At 57.8% G+C, this 15,547-nt stretch carries 15 protein-coding genes; 11 read left to right on the top strand and 4 right to left on the bottom strand.

Annotated features, from left to right (window positions below):
* Positions 1–17: 17 nt before the first annotated feature.
* From ACK13D_RS05145 to ACK13D_RS05125, 5 genes are all read left to right on the top strand, one after another.
* Positions 18–1,199 carry a glycosyltransferase family 4 protein gene (locus ACK13D_RS05145; RefSeq protein ID WP_022625633.1) on the top strand — a complete coding sequence of 394 codons (1,182 nt, stop codon included), beginning with the start codon at positions 18–20 and terminating at the stop codon, positions 1,197–1,199.
* 67 nt (positions 1,200–1,266) lie between these two features.
* Positions 1,267–1,512 (top strand): hypothetical protein, encoded by a 246-nt coding sequence (locus ACK13D_RS05140; protein ID WP_418795862.1) that lies wholly within the window; start codon positions 1,267–1,269, stop codon positions 1,510–1,512.
* 31 nt (positions 1,513–1,543) lie between these two features.
* Positions 1,544–2,698 carry a class C beta-lactamase gene (gene ampC / locus ACK13D_RS05135; RefSeq protein WP_418795861.1) on the top strand — a complete coding sequence of 385 codons (1,155 nt, stop codon included), beginning with the start codon at positions 1,544–1,546 and terminating at the stop codon, positions 2,696–2,698.
* Positions 2,699–2,787: 89 nt separating this feature from the next.
* Positions 2,788–3,240: a type II RES/Xre toxin-antitoxin system antitoxin gene (gene parS / locus ACK13D_RS05130; RefSeq protein WP_010244850.1), complete on the top strand. Its 453-nt coding sequence runs from the start codon at positions 2,788–2,790 to the stop codon at positions 3,238–3,240.
* Positions 3,240–3,710 carry an RES family NAD+ phosphorylase gene (locus ACK13D_RS05125; RefSeq protein WP_033771790.1) on the top strand — a complete coding sequence of 157 codons (471 nt, stop codon included), beginning with the start codon at positions 3,240–3,242 and terminating at the stop codon, positions 3,708–3,710. The genes parS and ACK13D_RS05125 overlap by 1 nt, the downstream gene beginning before the upstream one ends.
* A 39-nt stretch (positions 3,711–3,749) precedes the next feature.
* On the opposite strand, the gene ACK13D_RS05120 is transcribed toward ACK13D_RS05125, so the two are convergent.
* From ACK13D_RS05120 to ACK13D_RS05110, 3 genes are all read right to left on the bottom strand, one after another.
* Positions 3,750–5,573: a glycoside hydrolase family 15 protein gene (locus ACK13D_RS05120; protein WP_418795859.1), complete on the bottom strand. Its 1,824-nt coding sequence runs from the start codon at positions 5,571–5,573 to the stop codon at positions 3,750–3,752.
* 93 nt (positions 5,574–5,666) lie between these two features.
* Entirely contained in the window at positions 5,667–6,560 is an 894-nt protein-coding gene (locus ACK13D_RS05115; protein WP_010244858.1) for an SDR family oxidoreductase, read from the bottom strand.
* A 264-nt stretch (positions 6,561–6,824) separates the two neighbouring features.
* Positions 6,825–7,859 carry a LacI family DNA-binding transcriptional regulator gene (locus ACK13D_RS05110; protein ID WP_045140340.1) on the bottom strand — a complete coding sequence of 345 codons (1,035 nt, stop codon included), beginning with the start codon at positions 7,857–7,859 and terminating at the stop codon, positions 6,825–6,827.
* A gap of 221 nt (positions 7,860–8,080) precedes the next feature.
* Between ACK13D_RS05110 and ACK13D_RS05105 the strand changes: the two genes are divergently transcribed.
* The 4 genes from ACK13D_RS05105 to ACK13D_RS05090 all read left to right on the top strand — a co-directional run bounded on the left by ACK13D_RS05105 (position 8,081) and on the right by ACK13D_RS05090 (position 13,295).
* Positions 8,081–9,106 carry an ABC transporter substrate-binding protein gene (locus ACK13D_RS05105; protein ID WP_033757674.1) on the top strand — a complete coding sequence of 342 codons (1,026 nt, stop codon included), beginning with the start codon at positions 8,081–8,083 and terminating at the stop codon, positions 9,104–9,106.
* Between the two features lie 87 nt (positions 9,107–9,193).
* Positions 9,194–11,419, top strand: a complete 2,226-nt coding sequence (locus ACK13D_RS05100; protein ID WP_191917039.1) for an ABC transporter permease — start codon at positions 9,194–9,196, stop codon at positions 11,417–11,419.
* Complete coding sequence (locus ACK13D_RS05095) at positions 11,416–12,477, top strand: ABC transporter ATP-binding protein (protein WP_033757668.1); 1,062 nt, start codon at positions 11,416–11,418, stop codon at positions 12,475–12,477. The genes ACK13D_RS05100 and ACK13D_RS05095 overlap by 4 nt, the downstream gene beginning before the upstream one ends.
* Positions 12,478–12,500: 23 nt before the next feature.
* Positions 12,501–13,295 (top strand): inositol monophosphatase family protein, encoded by a 795-nt coding sequence (locus tag ACK13D_RS05090; RefSeq protein ID WP_263056025.1) that lies wholly within the window; start codon positions 12,501–12,503, stop codon positions 13,293–13,295.
* A gap of 33 nt (positions 13,296–13,328) precedes the next feature.
* Here the strand turns inward: ACK13D_RS05090 and ACK13D_RS05085 are convergent, their stop codons facing one another.
* Positions 13,329–13,766, bottom strand: a complete 438-nt coding sequence (locus ACK13D_RS05085) for a GNAT family N-acetyltransferase (protein ID WP_320513185.1) — start codon at positions 13,764–13,766, stop codon at positions 13,329–13,331.
* 180 nt (positions 13,767–13,946) lie between these two features.
* On the opposite strand from ACK13D_RS05085, the gene hipB reads away from it, so the two are divergent.
* Both hipB and ACK13D_RS05075 read left to right on the top strand, forming a co-directional pair.
* Complete coding sequence (gene hipB / locus ACK13D_RS05080; RefSeq protein ID WP_022625644.1) at positions 13,947–14,195, top strand: type II toxin-antitoxin system antitoxin HipB; 249 nt, start codon at positions 13,947–13,949, stop codon at positions 14,193–14,195.
* On the top strand, positions 14,195–15,508 hold the full coding sequence (locus ACK13D_RS05075) for a type II toxin-antitoxin system HipA family toxin (protein ID WP_346457732.1): 1,314 nt from the start codon (positions 14,195–14,197) through the stop codon (positions 15,506–15,508). Before hipB ends, ACK13D_RS05075 begins: the two co-directional genes overlap by 1 nt.
* Positions 15,509–15,547 lie beyond the last annotated feature (39 nt).

Genomic DNA, 15,547 nt, shown 5'->3' with positions numbered 1-15,547 from the left:
GACTCTGGAAGGCGAACATGAAAATTGGAATCACGAATAACCAGTATCCGGAGCAGCGTAATATCTTAGTTAATCCGGATAACGAATATATCAATCTGAAAAAGAGCAATCTGTTCTATTTTATTAACCCGCTACGAACCCGATTGCTCAAAAAAAATAAAACCTTTGTCTTTCAGCCTGTGCCTTTTTCAGGGGCATCGCGGGCTGACATCCTGCATCTGTTCAATGAAGTGGCGATAACCCATCAGAAGTGGGTCGCGTCGTTTGAAACGGAGCTGCCGCGTGTGCTGCCGGTGGCGGGCGTCGCCAAGCAGGATAACCCCGAGCTGAAACGCCTCATTCCTTATCTGTTAAAAGATAACTGCCTGGGGTTGATTGCCATCTCAGATGCCACCCTGAACATTCAGATGAAACTGTTCAGGCCGGATATTGCCCAGCAAATCCGCCGTAAAACCCTGGTGCTGCATCCGCCGCAGAAGCTGTTTGTCCAGCAGAAAACGCCGCGTCAGCCCGGTATTCTGAAACTGACCTTTGCCGGTAACGAGTTCTACCGCAAAGGCGGGGCTGAAGTTGTGCTGGCGATCAGTGAGCTGATTGAAGAGCGCAAACTGGAAGAGTCGCAGCTGGATGTGCAGCTGATTGGCGATCTCGCCAAGCGTCGTAACGTGGCGCACCGCCAGTTCCAGGATGATGAGACGTTCTATAGTGGCATTGAGAACCGCATCAAACGCTATCGCTGCTTCACGCATCATTCACAGATGGATAACGGCGCCCTGATGCAGCTGTTCCGCCAGAGCGATGCCGGACTGCTACCAACCTGGCAGGAGACGTACGGTTTCTCGGTACTGGAGATGCAGGCTAACGGCTGCCCGGTGATCACCAGCAACGTGCGCGCGTTGCCAGAGATTAATCCTGCCAGCGCAGGCTGGGTGATTGCGAGTCCGCTTAACGCTGACCGTGAATACAGTATTACCTCGCCAGAGCAGAAAACGCAGCTACGCCAGTCGCTGGTGGAGGGGCTGAAATCGATACTGCTCGCCATTATCGACCGTCCTGAGATGCTGCAGGAGAAAGGTGAGGCGGCGATTCTGCGCATCAAAGATCAGCATGACACCCAGCGTTACATTGCCCGGCTCAACGATATCTACAGCCGTGGCGTGATTAATGTCACTCAACATCCCCCTGTAGTCTCAATTTGATTAGATTTCTCTGACGGGGCGCGCCAGACTGGCCATACTTAGTGCAGCGTCCCTCTGGAGAACTCTTATGAAAATGATCATCAGCCTGCTGCTGTCCGGATTACTGGGCAGCAGCGCCTTCGCTCTGCCCGCACCGCTTTTTCCGGCCCGCGCGCCCCTGGCACAGCTGACGCCCGTCGCTGCCCGCTGCGATGTCTCCGCCTGTCAGACCAACTGCTACACAGAACAATCGCACTGCAACACCCGGGACAACGGTGGCTGCAGTTCTCAGGCTCAGATGTGCGTCCAGGCCTGTGCCGACCAGTGTAAATAATTTAATTGAGTGAAGAATCCCTTAGTTGCCAATGAAAAAGTCTTTGTTTTATCTCGCGTTATTCTCTCTTTCTGCCAGCTGTGTCGCCGCCGATCTCTCTTCACAGCAGGTTACTTCTCTGGTTAAAGCCGCGATCGAACCGCTGATGGAGCAGCAGGAGATCCCCGGCATGTCGGTGGCGGTGCTTTACAAAGGCCGGGCGCAGTTTGTGAACTTCGGCGTGGCCGATCTCGAATCACGCCGCCGGGTCACGGAAAACACGCTGTTTGAGCTGGGCTCCGTGAGCAAAACGTTTACCGGCACCCTGGCTGGCGTCATGATCCGCAACGGCGAAATACGCCTTAACGATCCGGTGCAGAAGTACTGGCCGCAGCTGACCGGTGAGCAGTGGCGTCCGGTGCGGATGCTGCATCTGGCGACCTATACCGCGGGCGGACTGCCTTTACAGTTGCCGGATGACGTCACCGATCAGGCTTCGCTGCTGCGTTTCTATCAGGAATGGCAGCCAGAAGCAGCGCCCGGCACGCTCCGGCAGTACTCTAACGCCAGCATCGGTCTGTTTGGTTCGCTGATGGTGAAGGGCGATTATGAGCAGGCGATGGCGCGAAATGTGTTTCAGCCACTGCGTCTGACGCGCACCTATATCACCGTGCCGCCCTCGATGATGCTGGACTACGCCTGGGGCTATAAAAATGGCCAGCCGGTACGGGTCTCACCCGCCATGCTGGATGCAGAAGCCTACGGCGTTAAATCCACCGCGCGTGACATGCTCACCTTTATGCAGGCAAATGTGGATCCTAACCGCCTCTCTTCGGGGAATGCCGTGCTGCGTAATGCCATTCGCACCGCGCAGGCGCGCTACTTCAAAGTCGGCACCTTGTTTCAGGGACTGGGCTGGGAGATCTACGACTGGCCGGTGACTGCCGACACGCTGATGGGTGACAGCGATAATGGTGTTGCGCTGCAACCCCGCCCGGCAACGCTGCTCAATCCGGTCGGGCCGTCGCAGAGCGCCAGCTGGGTGCATAAAACCGGTGCAACCAATGGATTTGGTGCCTATATCGCCTTTATTCCTGAGAGGAACAGCGGCGTCGTGATACTCGCCAACAAGAATTACCCTGATCCGCTGCGTATAAAGGCGGCGTGGCAGATTCTGCAGGCGTTACAGCAGGAGAAGCCTGAGTAACAGGCATCACGCTTGCTCAGCGACGGGGTAAAGCTGGCACCGCCTGTTCATTTGCGCTAAAATAAAAATCAAATGAACAGGAGGCTGCTATGTCTATCGCCATCTACACACCCGCTCAGCATCGTCGCGACAATTCGCTGCTGCATGCTCTGAATCTGCCGGAAACACTGCCTGATGCGCACCAGCGTATTGCGGTAGGGTTCAGCAGCGGCGTGCTGAAACGCACGGCGTCGTTGTCTACTTTTGACGAGGGCTGGCTGTGCCGTCTGGCGGGCATTGATCGCACCACCTACAACCGCAAAGTTAAAGATCCGCAGCAGACCTTTTCGCCCGATCAGAGCGGACGGATCTACATGCTGATTCGCGTCCTCTCTGCCGCCAGCAAACTGTTCCGCGACGACAGGCAGCGTCTGGTGCAGTGGCTGGAAACGCCCGCCAAAGCGCTGGGCGGTAAGAAACCGGCGGAGATGACCACCACGGTGGCGGGTGCAGAAGCGGTGATTAACCTGATTGGCCAGCTTGAGCATGGCGTGATTACCTGATGGCGGTACGTTTCTTTCGCCTGGTGAAGAGTGAGTATGCGATAACCGCCTTTGATGGTTTTGGTGCCCGCACTTACGGGGGGCGCTGGAATTCCGTGGGAACGGTCTGTGTCTATATGGGATCAAGCCGGGCGCTCTGTGTACTTGAGGCGCTGGTTCATCTCACCATTCAGGATCTGTCACACGACTACTCAATGCTGTCGATTAGCGTCCCTGAATCGCTGATTACCGAGCTCTCGCTGGAGGCACTACCCGATGACTGGCAGGCCGATCCTGCGCCATCGTCCACGCGGCAAATTGGTGACGACTGGCTTGCCAGCCCGGATAACGGCCTGGTGCTGAAGGTGCCGAGCACGCTGACCGGTGAGTGGAATGCACTGTTCAATCCCCGTCATCCGGCAGCGGCTGGCATCATTAGTAAGGTGGTGGTGGAGCCATTTTTCTTCGACCCGCGTTTCAGGCTGCAGTAGGGCGCGGATTCGCCACTTTTCTCACCGCAACATCTCACATCACGCAGGCGCCTGCGATTCCGATAGCGCCTGCGCCGCGCAGATCAGCGCCAGATGACTCAGCCCCTGTGGCATATTGCCGCGCCAGCTCTGGCTGCGGACGTCATACATCTCATTGAAGATATCGACATTACCGTGGCCGTTCAGTGTAGCCAGGATCTCCTGCATCGCCTGTTCTGCCTCATCCGCCTCACCCATCTCTGCCCAGGCTTCCACCAGCCAGAAGGCGCAGGCGAGAAAGGTACTCTCTTCTTCTCTTACCCCGCTGTAGCGATAGAGCATGGCGCTGCCGTCACCCAGTTTTTGCCGGATAGCACGGTAGGTCGAGAGCATCCGCTGCGGATTGACCGCGTTGCCGTAGCTGTGAACCAGCGCCAGCGACGCGTCGAGGCGATCGTCACTGCCGGCGTAAAAGAGATAAGCCTGCTGTTGCTCTGACCAGCAGTGAGACTCAATCCAGTCGCGGATACGGTCACGTTCCCGCTGCCAGCGTCCCAGCCAGGTCGGTTCGATATGCTGGCTTTCTGCCAGCGCCACCGCCCGATCCAGCGCCATCCAGCAGGCCATTTTGGAGTGGGTGTAGTGTTGCAACTCCGGCAGCTCCCAGATGCCGCAATCCTTCTGCCGCCAGTGATCGGCGCAGCAGTTCGCCAGCTCGCCCAGCATGCGCGAGGTGGTGATATCCAGCACGTGTCCCGCCTCGATAAAATGCTGGGCTGTCACCAGCATGTCGCCATACATACTGAGCTGCAGCTGGTCGCGGGCATTATTGCCGACCCGCACCGGCTGAGAGTTCTGATAGCCGCTCAGCGGCGGATAACGCTCGGCGGGGACCTCATCACCATTCAGGGCATAGCAGGCGCGCAGCCTGACGCCATGGCGCATGATGGTCTGCGACAGCCAGGAAAAGGCCGCCTTACAATCTTCCAGCGCTCCGAGATAGACGAAGGCTTTAATAATCAGGCAGGCATCGCGCACCCAGGCGTAGCGGTAATCATAATTTTTCTCGCCGCCGATCCTCTCCGGCAGGGAGGTGGTGGCAGCAGCAGCCAGCGCGCCGGTCGGGGAGTACCAGAGAAACTTCAGCGACAGGGCTGAGCGCTTCACCAGCGTCGGGTAGCGGCCCTCATAACTCAGGCTCTCCACCCAGCTGGTCCAGCCGGTGTGGCTGGTTTCAATCCGCTGATCGATAGCCTCCAGCGGCGGCACCGCCAGTGGCTCTTTCTCGGTCACCAGCAGCGCGCAGAGCGAGCGGGAACCGGCATAGGTACGCAGCGTAGCGCAGACCTGCTCGTCATCCAGCTCTGTGATCTGAATATCTTCGCTGGTGCGCAACATCGCCATGATCTCCGCGATGTGAAACACCTTGCCTTTCTCATTATCGGCCACCCACGGTGAACGGGTTTCGGCGGCGGTGCCGAAGCGCAGGGTGATCGCTAATTCCACTTCACCGCTGACACCCTCTATGCGGCGAGCCAGTTCGCACCAGGGCAGACGGCCCGCCAGCGTGCTGTTAATCGATTCGGTCAGCAGCACGGTGCCGTCACGGGTTTCGAAGCGGGTCTCCAGCACGTTGCTGTTATCGCGGTAGCGGCGTGAGACCTGATAAGGCGCACGCGGGACAATCTGGAAGTAACCACCGAGTCCGGCATCAAGCAGGCGATCAAACAGGGGCTTTGCGTCGAGATTGGGCGCGCACCACCAGTCAATGGAACCGTCCGGCGCAATCAGCGCAACAGAACGGCCTTCACCAATGGCGGCATAATCACCCAGGCCCGCAAAGCCCTCTTTTCTGACCGGCGAATGAAAGATCGGGTTTTCCATAATCTGCTTCCTTATATCACGGTGGCGAGGTTTCTTAAGCGGGGCAAAAGCGGGACAAAAAAATGGCCGCGTTATGCGGCCACCTGAGTGAGATTACAGCGTACCGGTGCCGCCATCAGAACACCAGACCTGCCCGGATGAGTAACTGCTCTCGGTTGAGGCCAGGGTAACGTAGAGTGGGGCGATCTCAACCGGCTGGCCCGGACGGCCCATCGGTGTATCGGCACCAAACTGCTTCACTTTCTCCATCGGCTGTCCGCCGCTGGACTGCAGCACGGTCCAGTACGGCCCTGGTGCAACGGCGTTGACCCGGATACCGTCACCACCCAGCTGCTTCGCCAGGGATTTGGTAAAGGCGACGATGGCCGCTTTGGTCTGCGCATAGTCGAGCAGAATATCGCTGGGTTTAAACGCCTGTACGGACGAGGTATTAATAATGGACGCACCGCGTGGCAGATATTCCAGCGCCGCTTTGGTGATCCAGAACATCGCATAAACGTTGGTTTTAAACGTCGCGTCAAAATCTTCCGTACTCAGGGTTCGGATGGACTCATTAAATTGCTGACGCCCGGCGTTATTAACCAGAATATCCAGGCCACCTAATTTATCGGCTGCCTCTTTGACCAGCTGCTGACAGAATTCTTCAGAACGAATGTCGCCCGGAATAGCAAAAACTTTACGGCCTTCCGCTTCGATTAATTTAATCACTTCATCGGCGTCGGGCTGTTCTTCCGGCAGGTAGTTAATCACCACATCTGCGCCTTCACGGGCATAAGCGATAGCCACCGCGCGGCCAATACCGGAGTCACCGCCGGTGATCAGCGCCTTGCGGCCGGTCAGTCGGCCCGTGCCGCGATAGCTGGTTTCACCGTGGTCGGGAACCGGGATCATTTTGCTGGCCAGGCCTGGCGCCTGTTGTGGCTGGTCCTCAAAAGGAGGTTTAGGAAATTGATCCAGATCGAGCGTCTTGTTAGTTGGTGTAGCCATTGTATGCTCCTTGAACAGAGTTATCTGAGACATTAAGCCTGGCACAAATGTGATATTTGTCACATCTGACTGCTGATTCATTGAGCAGTTAAAACCAGAAGAACTTAATAATGCAGATAAAGCGTAGACAGAAAATCGGAACACTGTGCAGTAGCGTCCGATTATTTTTCAGTGCAGGGGCCGGATATTTAAAGCGAAGCGTAAGATCGGTTGTGGATTATTTCAGGGCGTAATTACATAGCGGAAGAAAATAAAAAAGGGCGGTTAACCGCCGCGTACCGAACCGCGCCAGACCACATCTACCGGATATATTCTCCGCTCCTGCTGCTGTTCATTTTTTGGCATCAGTGTCTCCGGTTGCGCTTCCGTCTCTATCAGCCAGGCAATGGCGTCGCGGGCGAACTGTTCCACCGGCTGTGCAAAGGTCGTGAGGTTGTAAGAGGCCCAGCCCGACTGCGCGATATTATCGTGTCCGATGATGCAGAGATCGTCCGGAATACGCAGCGCAAAGCGGTGACGCGCCTCATCCATAAAGCCGCAGGCGAGCAGGTCGGTGGCACAGTACACCGCATCAGGGCGAACTTTACGCGTCAGCAGACGCTGGGCCAGAATCTGGCCGCTTTCGTAAGAGGTGGTGCCGAACCGCTCCACCTGGACCGTGACGCCCACTTTCTGCGCGGCGGCCAGAAAATCCGCTTCGCGCTTCAGCAGACTCGGCGTTCCCGCCAGCGAATTCACAAAGGCGATGCGGCTGCATCCCGCCCGCACAAACGCGTTAACCGCCATTTCTGCGGCGGGGCGGGAGTCAAGGTTGATACTGAGCGTGCCGGGCAGGGATTCGTCGCGGTTAATCAGCACCAGATGCTGACCATGTTTGTAGCAGAGCCGGGTGATACCGCTGTCCGGCATGCCGGAGAGAATAATCGATGCGTCGGCGCGAAAATTAATCGCCTGCTGCAGCGCGGCGGAAACGCGCGCATCGGATCGGTCAGTGTTAATCAGCATCGCCACTTTTCCCGCTTCCTGCAGATACTGGGTCATCCAGCGCACCAGGCTGGCACGGTAGGGCGTGTCCACCTCGGAGGCAATTAAGCAGACGATGCCGCTGCGGTTGCGCACCAGGCCGCGCGCCAGATGATTGACGTGATAGCCCAGTTCCTCCGCCGCTCTCATCACCCGCTGACGGGTAGCATCTGACACGCTGGCTCCCGGTGTAAAAGTGCGGGAGACCGCTGAGCGGGAGACGCCCGCCCGGTCAGCCACATCCTGCGCACTCACCACCGCCTTTAGCTGCTGCATGTTCTCTCCTCGCCTGACATTGTCTGCACTGAGTTTGCCTGAAGTTGCAAGCCTGTGCAAAAAATACAGACGGGCGAAAGGTTTCAAATTTGTGACAGCGACTGACAATTGCTTAACAACTGAATTGACACTGCAGCATGGCCGCCGTACTAATCTGCACATATGTTTGCACACATGTGCAAAAGCTGGCGCGCCTGCGTCATCCAGCCCAGGAGAACACCATGCGTTATTCCTCTCTGCTCGCTGCTGTAATTGTCTGCCCTATAGTGCCGTTTGCTGCCTCGGCGGCGGGCAATCTTAATATGATCTGCTCAGCCGATGTGGTGGTGTGCGAACAGATGACCACGCTGTTCAGCCAGTCCCATCCCGATATTAAACTCAGCATGGTGCGGCTCTCTGCCGGTGAAGCCTATGCCCGTATCCGCAGCGAGGCACGCAATCCCCGTACCGATATCTGGTGGGCCGGTACCGGCGATCCGCATATGCAGGCCGCCGAAGAGGGGCTGACCCAGGCCTATAAATCGCCACTGCTCGATCAGCAACAGCCCTGGTCACAAAAAGTGGCGGAGATCTCCGGTTATCGCACCGTGGGCGTTTATGCCGGTGCGCTGGGCTGGGGCTATAACACCAGACTGCTGGCGGAGAAAAAGCAGAAAGTGCCTGCCTGCTGGGCGGATTTACTCGACCCTGGCTTTAAAGGCGAGATTCAGATCGCCAATCCCAACTCTTCCGGCACGGCCTATAACACCCTGGCGACGCTGGTGCAGATCATGGGCGAAGACAAAGCCTTTGACTACCTGAAGAAGCTCAACGCCAACATCTCGCAATATACCAAGTCCGGCTCTGCTCCGGTCAAAGCCGCCGCGCGCGGTGAAACCACTATCGGCATTGTCTTTATGCATGATGCCGTCGCGATGGAAGTGGATGGCTTCCCGATTAAGCCCGTCGCGCCCTGTGAAGGTACCGGCTATGAGATTGGTTCGATGTCGATCATCAAAGGGGCTCGAAACCTGGCCAATGCCAAAGCCTGGTATGACTGGGCGCTCAGCGCTGAAGCACAGTCGCATATGAAAGAGGCGAAATCGTTCCAGCTGCCCTCTAACCGCAAGGCGGAGATCTCTGAATATGCACCGCGCTTCGAGAACATCAGGCTGATCGATTATGACTTTAAAACCTATGGTGACTCAGCAAAACGCAAAGCGCTGCTGGGCCGCTGGGATAAAGAGATTGGTGCCAGCGCACAATAACGGTGGTGCGCCCCGGCCACCTGAGCCGGGTCTGTGCCAGACCGCGGTGGCGTAAGCCTGATGTCCGCTTCCTGATCGAGGTGATTTATGAATGCGCACAATCGTCGCTTAACCGGCGCGCTGCTGGCGGGAGTCATCGCGCTGACGCTGCTGCCCTGGTATAGCCTGGAGCAGGGCTTCTTCTCGGGTGACTGGCTGTTCAGCTTATGGGGTGATGAGACCAATGCGCCTGCGCTGGGGCAGCTCGCGTCACACAGCTGGCTGGGCATCGCCGTGGCGCTGTGGCTGCTCTCTGCTGGCAGCGCCTTTCTGCCCCCGGGCCGCACCCGCAGCACGCTGCTGCTGCTGTTCAGCACCTGCGGCATTCTGTTTCTGGTGCTGGAAGGGCATGCCATCGGTTTCAGTGGCTGGAACTGGTTATGGCTGGAGAACCTCACCGGCCCGCTGGCGCAGGGACAACCCGCGATGGGCGCGGGTGCGCTGCTGCTGCTGACCATATTTTTGCTGATTTTCGCCTTTGCCCTGGCGGAGCGCGGCGTGCTGAGAGGCGATGCCTTTGTGGTGGCGTCGATTGTGCTGCTGGTGGCGCTGGTTACGACCTTTGTGCTCTATCCGGTGCTGAGCCTGTTTGTCGCCTCGGTGCAGGATATTGATGGCAGTTTTAAACCTGACGGACTGATTGCCAATATGCAGGATCCCGCCATCTGGAGCCTCGGCTGTTTTACCGGTGGCACCTGCGGCACCGCCTGGCGCACGCTGGGACTGGCGCTGATGACGGCCAGTGGCGCTACGCTGCTGGGACTGGCGTTTGCACTGGCGGCGACGCGCACCTCGCTGCCGTGTAAAAAAGCGCTGCGGATGCTGACCATTCTGCCGATTATCACGCCGCCGTTTGTCATCGGTCTGGCGCTGATCCTGCTGTTTGGCCGCTCCGGCGTGGTCACCGAATCGCTGGCGACGCTGTTCGGCATCGAGCCGGGCCGCTGGCTCTATGGCATGACCGGCATCTGGATTGCCCAGGTACTCTCCTTTACCCCCATCGCCTTTCTGGTGCTGATTGGGGTGGTCGAGGGAGTCAGTCCGTCACTGGAAGAGGCGTCACAGACCCTGCGTGCCAGCCGCTGGCGCACTTTCTCCCGCATCTCGCTGCCGCTGATGGCGCCGGGGCTGGCCAACGCCTTCTTAATCAGCTTTATCGAAAGCATGGCCGATTTCGGTAACCCGATGGTGCTGGGCGGCAGTCACGGCGTGCTGTCGACGGAGATCTTCTTCTCCGTGGTTGGCGCACAGAATGACCCGAGTCGCGCGGCGGTGCTGGCGATGATCCTGCTGGGCTTCACCCTGGCCGCTTTTCTGGTGCAGCGCGTCTGGCTCTCCGGCAAAAGCTTCGCCACTGTCACCGGCAAAGGCGACGGCGGCCGTCATGTGATGCTGCCGCGTCCGGTGCGCTACAGCGTCTATGGCATGGTGATACCCTGGGGTCTGTTCACCCTGGTGATCTACGGCATGATCATGATTGGCGGCTTTGTGCAGTCCTGGGGGCTGAATAACAACCTGACGCTGGATCACTATATCCGCGCCTTTAGCGTCAGCGTTAATCAGGGGCAACTGGTCTGGAGCGGCGTCGCCTGGAGCTCTTTCTGGACCACGCTGGAGATCGCCCTGATTGCCGCGCCGCTCACGGCCATTGTCGGACTGCTGACCGCCTGGCTGATTGTGCGACAGAAGTTTGCCGGTCGTCAGACCTTTGAATTCATGCTGATGCTGAGCTTTGCCATTCCCGGCACGGTGATTGGTGTGAGCTATGTGATGGCGTATAACCTGCCGCCACTGGAGATCACCGGTACCGCGATGATCCTGATCGCCTGCTTTGTCTTCCGTAATATGCCGGTCGGCGTGCGTGGTGGTATTGCGGCGATGAGCCAGCTGGATAAAAGCCTGGATGAAGCTTCACTGACGCTGGGCGCAAACAGTTTCCGCACCCTGCGTAAAGTGGTGCTGCCGCTGCTGAAACCGGCCATCAGCGCCGCGCTGGTGTACGCCTTTGTGCGGGCCATTACCTCTATCAGTGCGGTGATTTTCCTGGTCAGCGCCCAGTACAACATGGCGACCTCGTACATTGTCGGGCTGGTGGAGAACGGTGAGTATGGCGTGGCGATTGCCTACTCCTCGGTATTGATCGTGGTGATGCTGCTGATCATTGGCCTTTTCCAGCTGCTGGTGGGCGAACGTCGCCTGCGTCGTGCAATCCAACCGGCGGTGATTATTGCCGCACCCTCTGCATCCACTCTGACTCAGGAGAGAGCCGTATGACGACCATTAACGCCGGATCGGTAGTGTTTGAACATGTCGCAAAGCGTTTTGCCGGTTTTACTGCCGTGCCGGATCTGTCGCTCACCGTAGAGCCGGGTACGCTGGTGACGCTGCTCGGGCCGTCCGGCTGCGGCAAGACCACTACGCTGCGACTGCTGGCCGGGCTGGAGCATCCCACCGCAGGGCGGATTCTGATTGGCGGCAAAGATGTCACCCATCTGCCCGCCAACGAGCGCGACGTGGCGATGGTGTTTCAGTCCTACGCGCTGTTTCCCCATATGAACGCCATCGACAATATTCTCTACGGGCTGCTTTCCTCGGGCATGAACAAACGCGAGGCGCAGGACAGGGCGCGCGAGGGGCTGAAGCTGGTGGGTCTGGAGAGTCAGGGGCAGCGGCTGCCGTCGGAGCTCTCTGGCGGACAGCAGCAGCGTATTGCGGTCGCCCGCGCGCTGGTGCTGGAACCGCAGGTGCTGCTACTCGATGAGCCGCTGTCGAACCTTGATGAGCGTCTGCGCCGTCGGGTGCGCACCGACATCCGCGATCTGCAGCAGCGGCTCGGGTTTACGGCGGTTTATGTGACCCATGACCAGGAGGAGGCGCTGGCGGTCTCCGATAAGATTATTGTCATGAAAGAGGGGGATATTGCCCAGCAGGGTGCGCCGGAGACGCTTTACCATTCGCCCAATTCGGTCTTTATCGCGGACTTTATGGGGGAGGCGAATATTCTGCCCTGTGAAGTGGAAGAGGCGGATGCGGATGACGCGCTGGTCCGCCTGGGTAATCAGCGCTTCCGGGTACGAGGTGCCGGTGCAAAAACCGGCAGTGCTCAGCTGGCGGTGCGACCGCAGTTTATTACATTGTCCGGCGACGGTCAGGGGGCGCTGCAGGGGGAGGTCATTCACAGCACCTGGCTGGGTGACCATATCGAATATGAAGTCGCCACCGAACTGGGCGCGCTGTTCATTATCGATCCGCAGATGGAACAGCGTCTGCCGCTCGCCACCACAGTTGGCGTCAACTTTAAGCCGCAGGGCCTTGCCCTGATTGCCCGTTAATCTGACTAACTCAAGGAGTTCGCATGGAATCGCATGATGAAATAATGGCGCGTCTGGCTTTAGCGGAAGCCGTTGCCCGTGAAGGTGGCGCGACGGCGTTATCTTACTTCAACCGTCGCGAGACGCTGGTGGTGGAGACCAAGTACGATTTGCAGGATGTGGTGTCGATTGCTGACCGTGAAGTGGAGCAGCTGATTGCCAGCCGTATACGGGATGCGTTTCCCGATGATGGCTTTCTGGGTGAGGAGTCGGGACTGCAGGTGGGAGAGTCTGACTACACCTGGGTGGTTGATCCAATCGATGGCACCAGCCCGTTTCTCAATGGGATGCCGAGCTGGTGTGTTTCCGTCGCGGTACTGCGCGGCGATGTGCCGGTCATCGGGGTGATTTTCGCGCCGACCTATCAGGAGTGCTACGTGGCGGCACTGGGGCAGGGCGCGACGCTCAACGGTCATCGTCTGCAGGTCGATCCCACACGCACGCTGCAAAACCACGTTACCGGTTTTGGTGCCAACAGTTATGTCAGCCCGCAGCAGGTAGGCGAGATTGTGGCAGCGCTGCTGTCGGCAGGCGGTAACTTTATCCGCATTGGTTCCGGCGCACTGATGCTGGCCTGGGTTGCCGCCGGTCGGGTCGTGGGTTACTACGAACCCTATATGCACGCCTGGGATTGCCTGGCGGGTTACTGCCTGGTGAAAGAGGCGGGCGGCTGGTACCACCCGTTTAACACCGAAGGCAATCGCATCACTAAAGGCGCGCAGGTCCTGGCCGTGGCACCGGGAGCAGAAGCAGATCTGCGGCGCATTGCCGGTTTGTAATTATGTGAACCTGTCACGCTGATGGTACTGCGGTCAGCGTGATGCCCTTGGCCGTAACGTTTTGGTCAGATAGTGACGCTGCATACCGGTTTGCGGAAAATCGGGCAGGGACATCTGCGGCTGATAACCCTGTTTCTGATAAAACGGCAGGGCCTGAAAACTAAAGGTATCCACCAGCGCATAGAGACATCCCATCTTTCCCGCCTCCTGCTCTGCGGCTTCCAGCAGTGCGCTGCCCAGACCACTGCCACGGAGCGTTTCGTCCACCCAGAGATAATCGATACAGAGCCAGTTTCCTTTGCGTGCGGCGATCACTCCCCCGCGCAACGTTCCCTGTTCGTCCCTGTGAGAAACCGACAGCGGTCCCCAGTTATCGCGGCTGATAAATTGCCGGTTGTAAGCCCCCAGTCCTGCCAGCAACGCTTCCCGATCGTCGTCGTTGACCTGATGGGTAAGGGTAAATGTGCTCATCCTCGTCCTCTTTTAATTGTGGTTCCTGTTTATCCCCTGAAAAGGATAATTGTGCGATTATCCGCTATAGGGTATAAAGTAACTATTATCCCCTTTAGCGGATAAATGACATTTTATACCCTATCGGGGATAACACGGCTGCGCTATGCTTACAGCCTGTGATCCAGAAGGAGTCACCCCATGATATACAGCCCGCTACAGCTGGCAAACCGGCTAAAGCTCATTCGTCAGCGCAATGGCTGGACCCAGAGTGAACTGGCGAAAAAGGTCGGCCTGAAACAGGCCACCATCTCTCACTTTGAAAATGCCCCTGACAGTACCTCGCTGGCAACGCTGTTTAAGCTGTTACAGTCGCTGGAGCTGAGTCTGGAAGTTCAGGAGAAAGAGGAGGCCAGTGCGCCTCAGCTGCATGATGAGGATGAGTGGTAATGCAAAGGCTGATTGCGTGGATGAACGGCGAGCGGGTAGGCGTACTCACCCGGCAGCGAAACGGCGCTCATGAGTTTCAGTATGATACCGGCTGGCTGAGTAATCCTCTCTCCAGGCCGCTGTCACTTTCGATGCCGTTGCAGGTAAAGGCTCTCACCTCACACGCCGTGATTAACTTCTTCGATAACCTGCTGCCGGATAGCCCATTGATTCGCGACAGAATTGTGGCGCGTTACCAGATTAAATCCCGTCAGCCGTTTGATCTGTTGCAGGAAGTGGGACGTGACAGCGTCGGGGCGACTATGCTGCTGCCGCCCGATATGCCACTGCCCGCACTGCAGGCCCGCTATGAGGTACTGGATGAAACCCGGCTCGAAAGCGTGCTGTCAGCCTATCAGTCAGATATCCCGCTGGGGATGCTGCGTGAAGAGACCGATTTCCGTATCTCGGTCGCGGGGGCGCAGGAGAAAACCGCACTGCTGCTGACCGATGAAGGCTGGAGCATTCCTGCCGGTGCCACGCCCACCTCGCACATCATTAAGCTACCGATAGGAGAGATTAAACAGCCGGCCGCGACGCTGGATATGCGTGAAAGTGTGGAGAATGAGTATCTCTGTCTGGCGCTGGCCCGTGCACTCGGTATCGACGTGCCGCAGGCAACGATTATCCGTGCCGGACAGATGCGCGCCCTGGCGGTAGAACGTTTCGACCGCCGCTGGTCACGCGATAAAACCCGGTTGATTCGCCTGCCGCAGGAGGATTTTTGTCAGGCGCTGGGACTGCCGTCTTCAACCAAATATGAGTCGGATGGCGGGCCGGGCATTGCGGAAATCATGCAGATACTGATGGGATCGAGCAACGCCATCGAAGATCGCTATCGCTTTATGATGTTCCAGGTGTTTCAGTGGCTGATTGGCGCAACTGACGGTCACGCCAAGAACTTCTCGCTGTTTATTGAGCGCGGCGGCAGTTATCGACTGACTCCCTTTTATGATGTGATCTCCGCTTACCCGGTACTGGGCGGCACCGGTCTGAACAAGCGAGCGCTGAAACTGGCGATGGGTCTGCGTGCCACTAAGGGGAAGAAAACAGAGATCGACAAAATCTTCCCGCGCCATTTTATCGCCACGGCAAAAAGCGTCAGTTTTGATCGTGACAGTTTGCAGCAGATCTTCGACTTCTTTATTAAGGCCTTTCCCCAGGCGGTGGTCTCGGTGCGCGATACCTTGCCGCCCGATTTCCCGCAGCACATCGCCGACGCCATTTTCAGTCATTCACTGATTATGCTGGAGCGGTTGCGGGACAAAGAGTGATGGCGCTTATGAGCTGGCAATATCCTGAAAAACCTCTCC

The sequence above is a fragment of the Pantoea sp. K16 genome (genome assembly GCF_048452805.1).
GTDB lineage: Bacteria > Pseudomonadota > Gammaproteobacteria > Enterobacterales > Enterobacteriaceae > Pantoea > Pantoea agglomerans.
The sequence above is the reverse complement of the archived record's forward strand: the minus strand, read 5'-3'. Positions and strand labels throughout refer to the sequence as shown.

Bases quoted from the DNA above. Each gene is read 5' to 3' on its own strand.
- ACK13D_RS05145 (WP_022625633.1), top strand. From the start codon at position 18: ATGAAAATTGGAATCACGAATAACCAGTATCCGGAGCAGCGTAATATC.
- ACK13D_RS05140 (WP_418795862.1), top strand. From the start codon at position 1,267: ATGAAAATGATCATCAGCCTGCTGCTGTCCGGATTACTGGGCAGCAGC.
- ampC (WP_418795861.1), top strand. From the start codon at position 1,544: ATGAAAAAGTCTTTGTTTTATCTCGCGTTATTCTCTCTTTCTGCCAGC.
- parS (WP_010244850.1), top strand. From the start codon at position 2,788: ATGTCTATCGCCATCTACACACCCGCTCAGCATCGTCGCGACAATTCG.
- ACK13D_RS05125 (WP_033771790.1), top strand. From the start codon at position 3,240: ATGGCGGTACGTTTCTTTCGCCTGGTGAAGAGTGAGTATGCGATAACC.
- ACK13D_RS05120 (WP_418795859.1), bottom strand. From the start codon at position 5,573: ATGGAAAACCCGATCTTTCATTCGCCGGTCAGAAAAGAGGGCTTTGCG.
- ACK13D_RS05115 (WP_010244858.1), bottom strand. From the start codon at position 6,560: ATGGCTACACCAACTAACAAGACGCTCGATCTGGATCAATTTCCTAAA.
- ACK13D_RS05110 (WP_045140340.1), bottom strand. From the start codon at position 7,859: ATGCAGCAGCTAAAGGCGGTGGTGAGTGCGCAGGATGTGGCTGACCGG.
- ACK13D_RS05105 (WP_033757674.1), top strand. From the start codon at position 8,081: ATGCGTTATTCCTCTCTGCTCGCTGCTGTAATTGTCTGCCCTATAGTG.
- ACK13D_RS05100 (WP_191917039.1), top strand. From the start codon at position 9,194: ATGAATGCGCACAATCGTCGCTTAACCGGCGCGCTGCTGGCGGGAGTC.
- ACK13D_RS05095 (WP_033757668.1), top strand. From the start codon at position 11,416: ATGACGACCATTAACGCCGGATCGGTAGTGTTTGAACATGTCGCAAAG.
- ACK13D_RS05090 (WP_263056025.1), top strand. From the start codon at position 12,501: ATGGAATCGCATGATGAAATAATGGCGCGTCTGGCTTTAGCGGAAGCC.
- ACK13D_RS05085 (WP_320513185.1), bottom strand. From the start codon at position 13,766: ATGAGCACATTTACCCTTACCCATCAGGTCAACGACGACGATCGGGAA.
- hipB (WP_022625644.1), top strand. From the start codon at position 13,947: ATGATATACAGCCCGCTACAGCTGGCAAACCGGCTAAAGCTCATTCGT.
- ACK13D_RS05075 (WP_346457732.1), top strand. From the start codon at position 14,195: ATGCAAAGGCTGATTGCGTGGATGAACGGCGAGCGGGTAGGCGTACTC.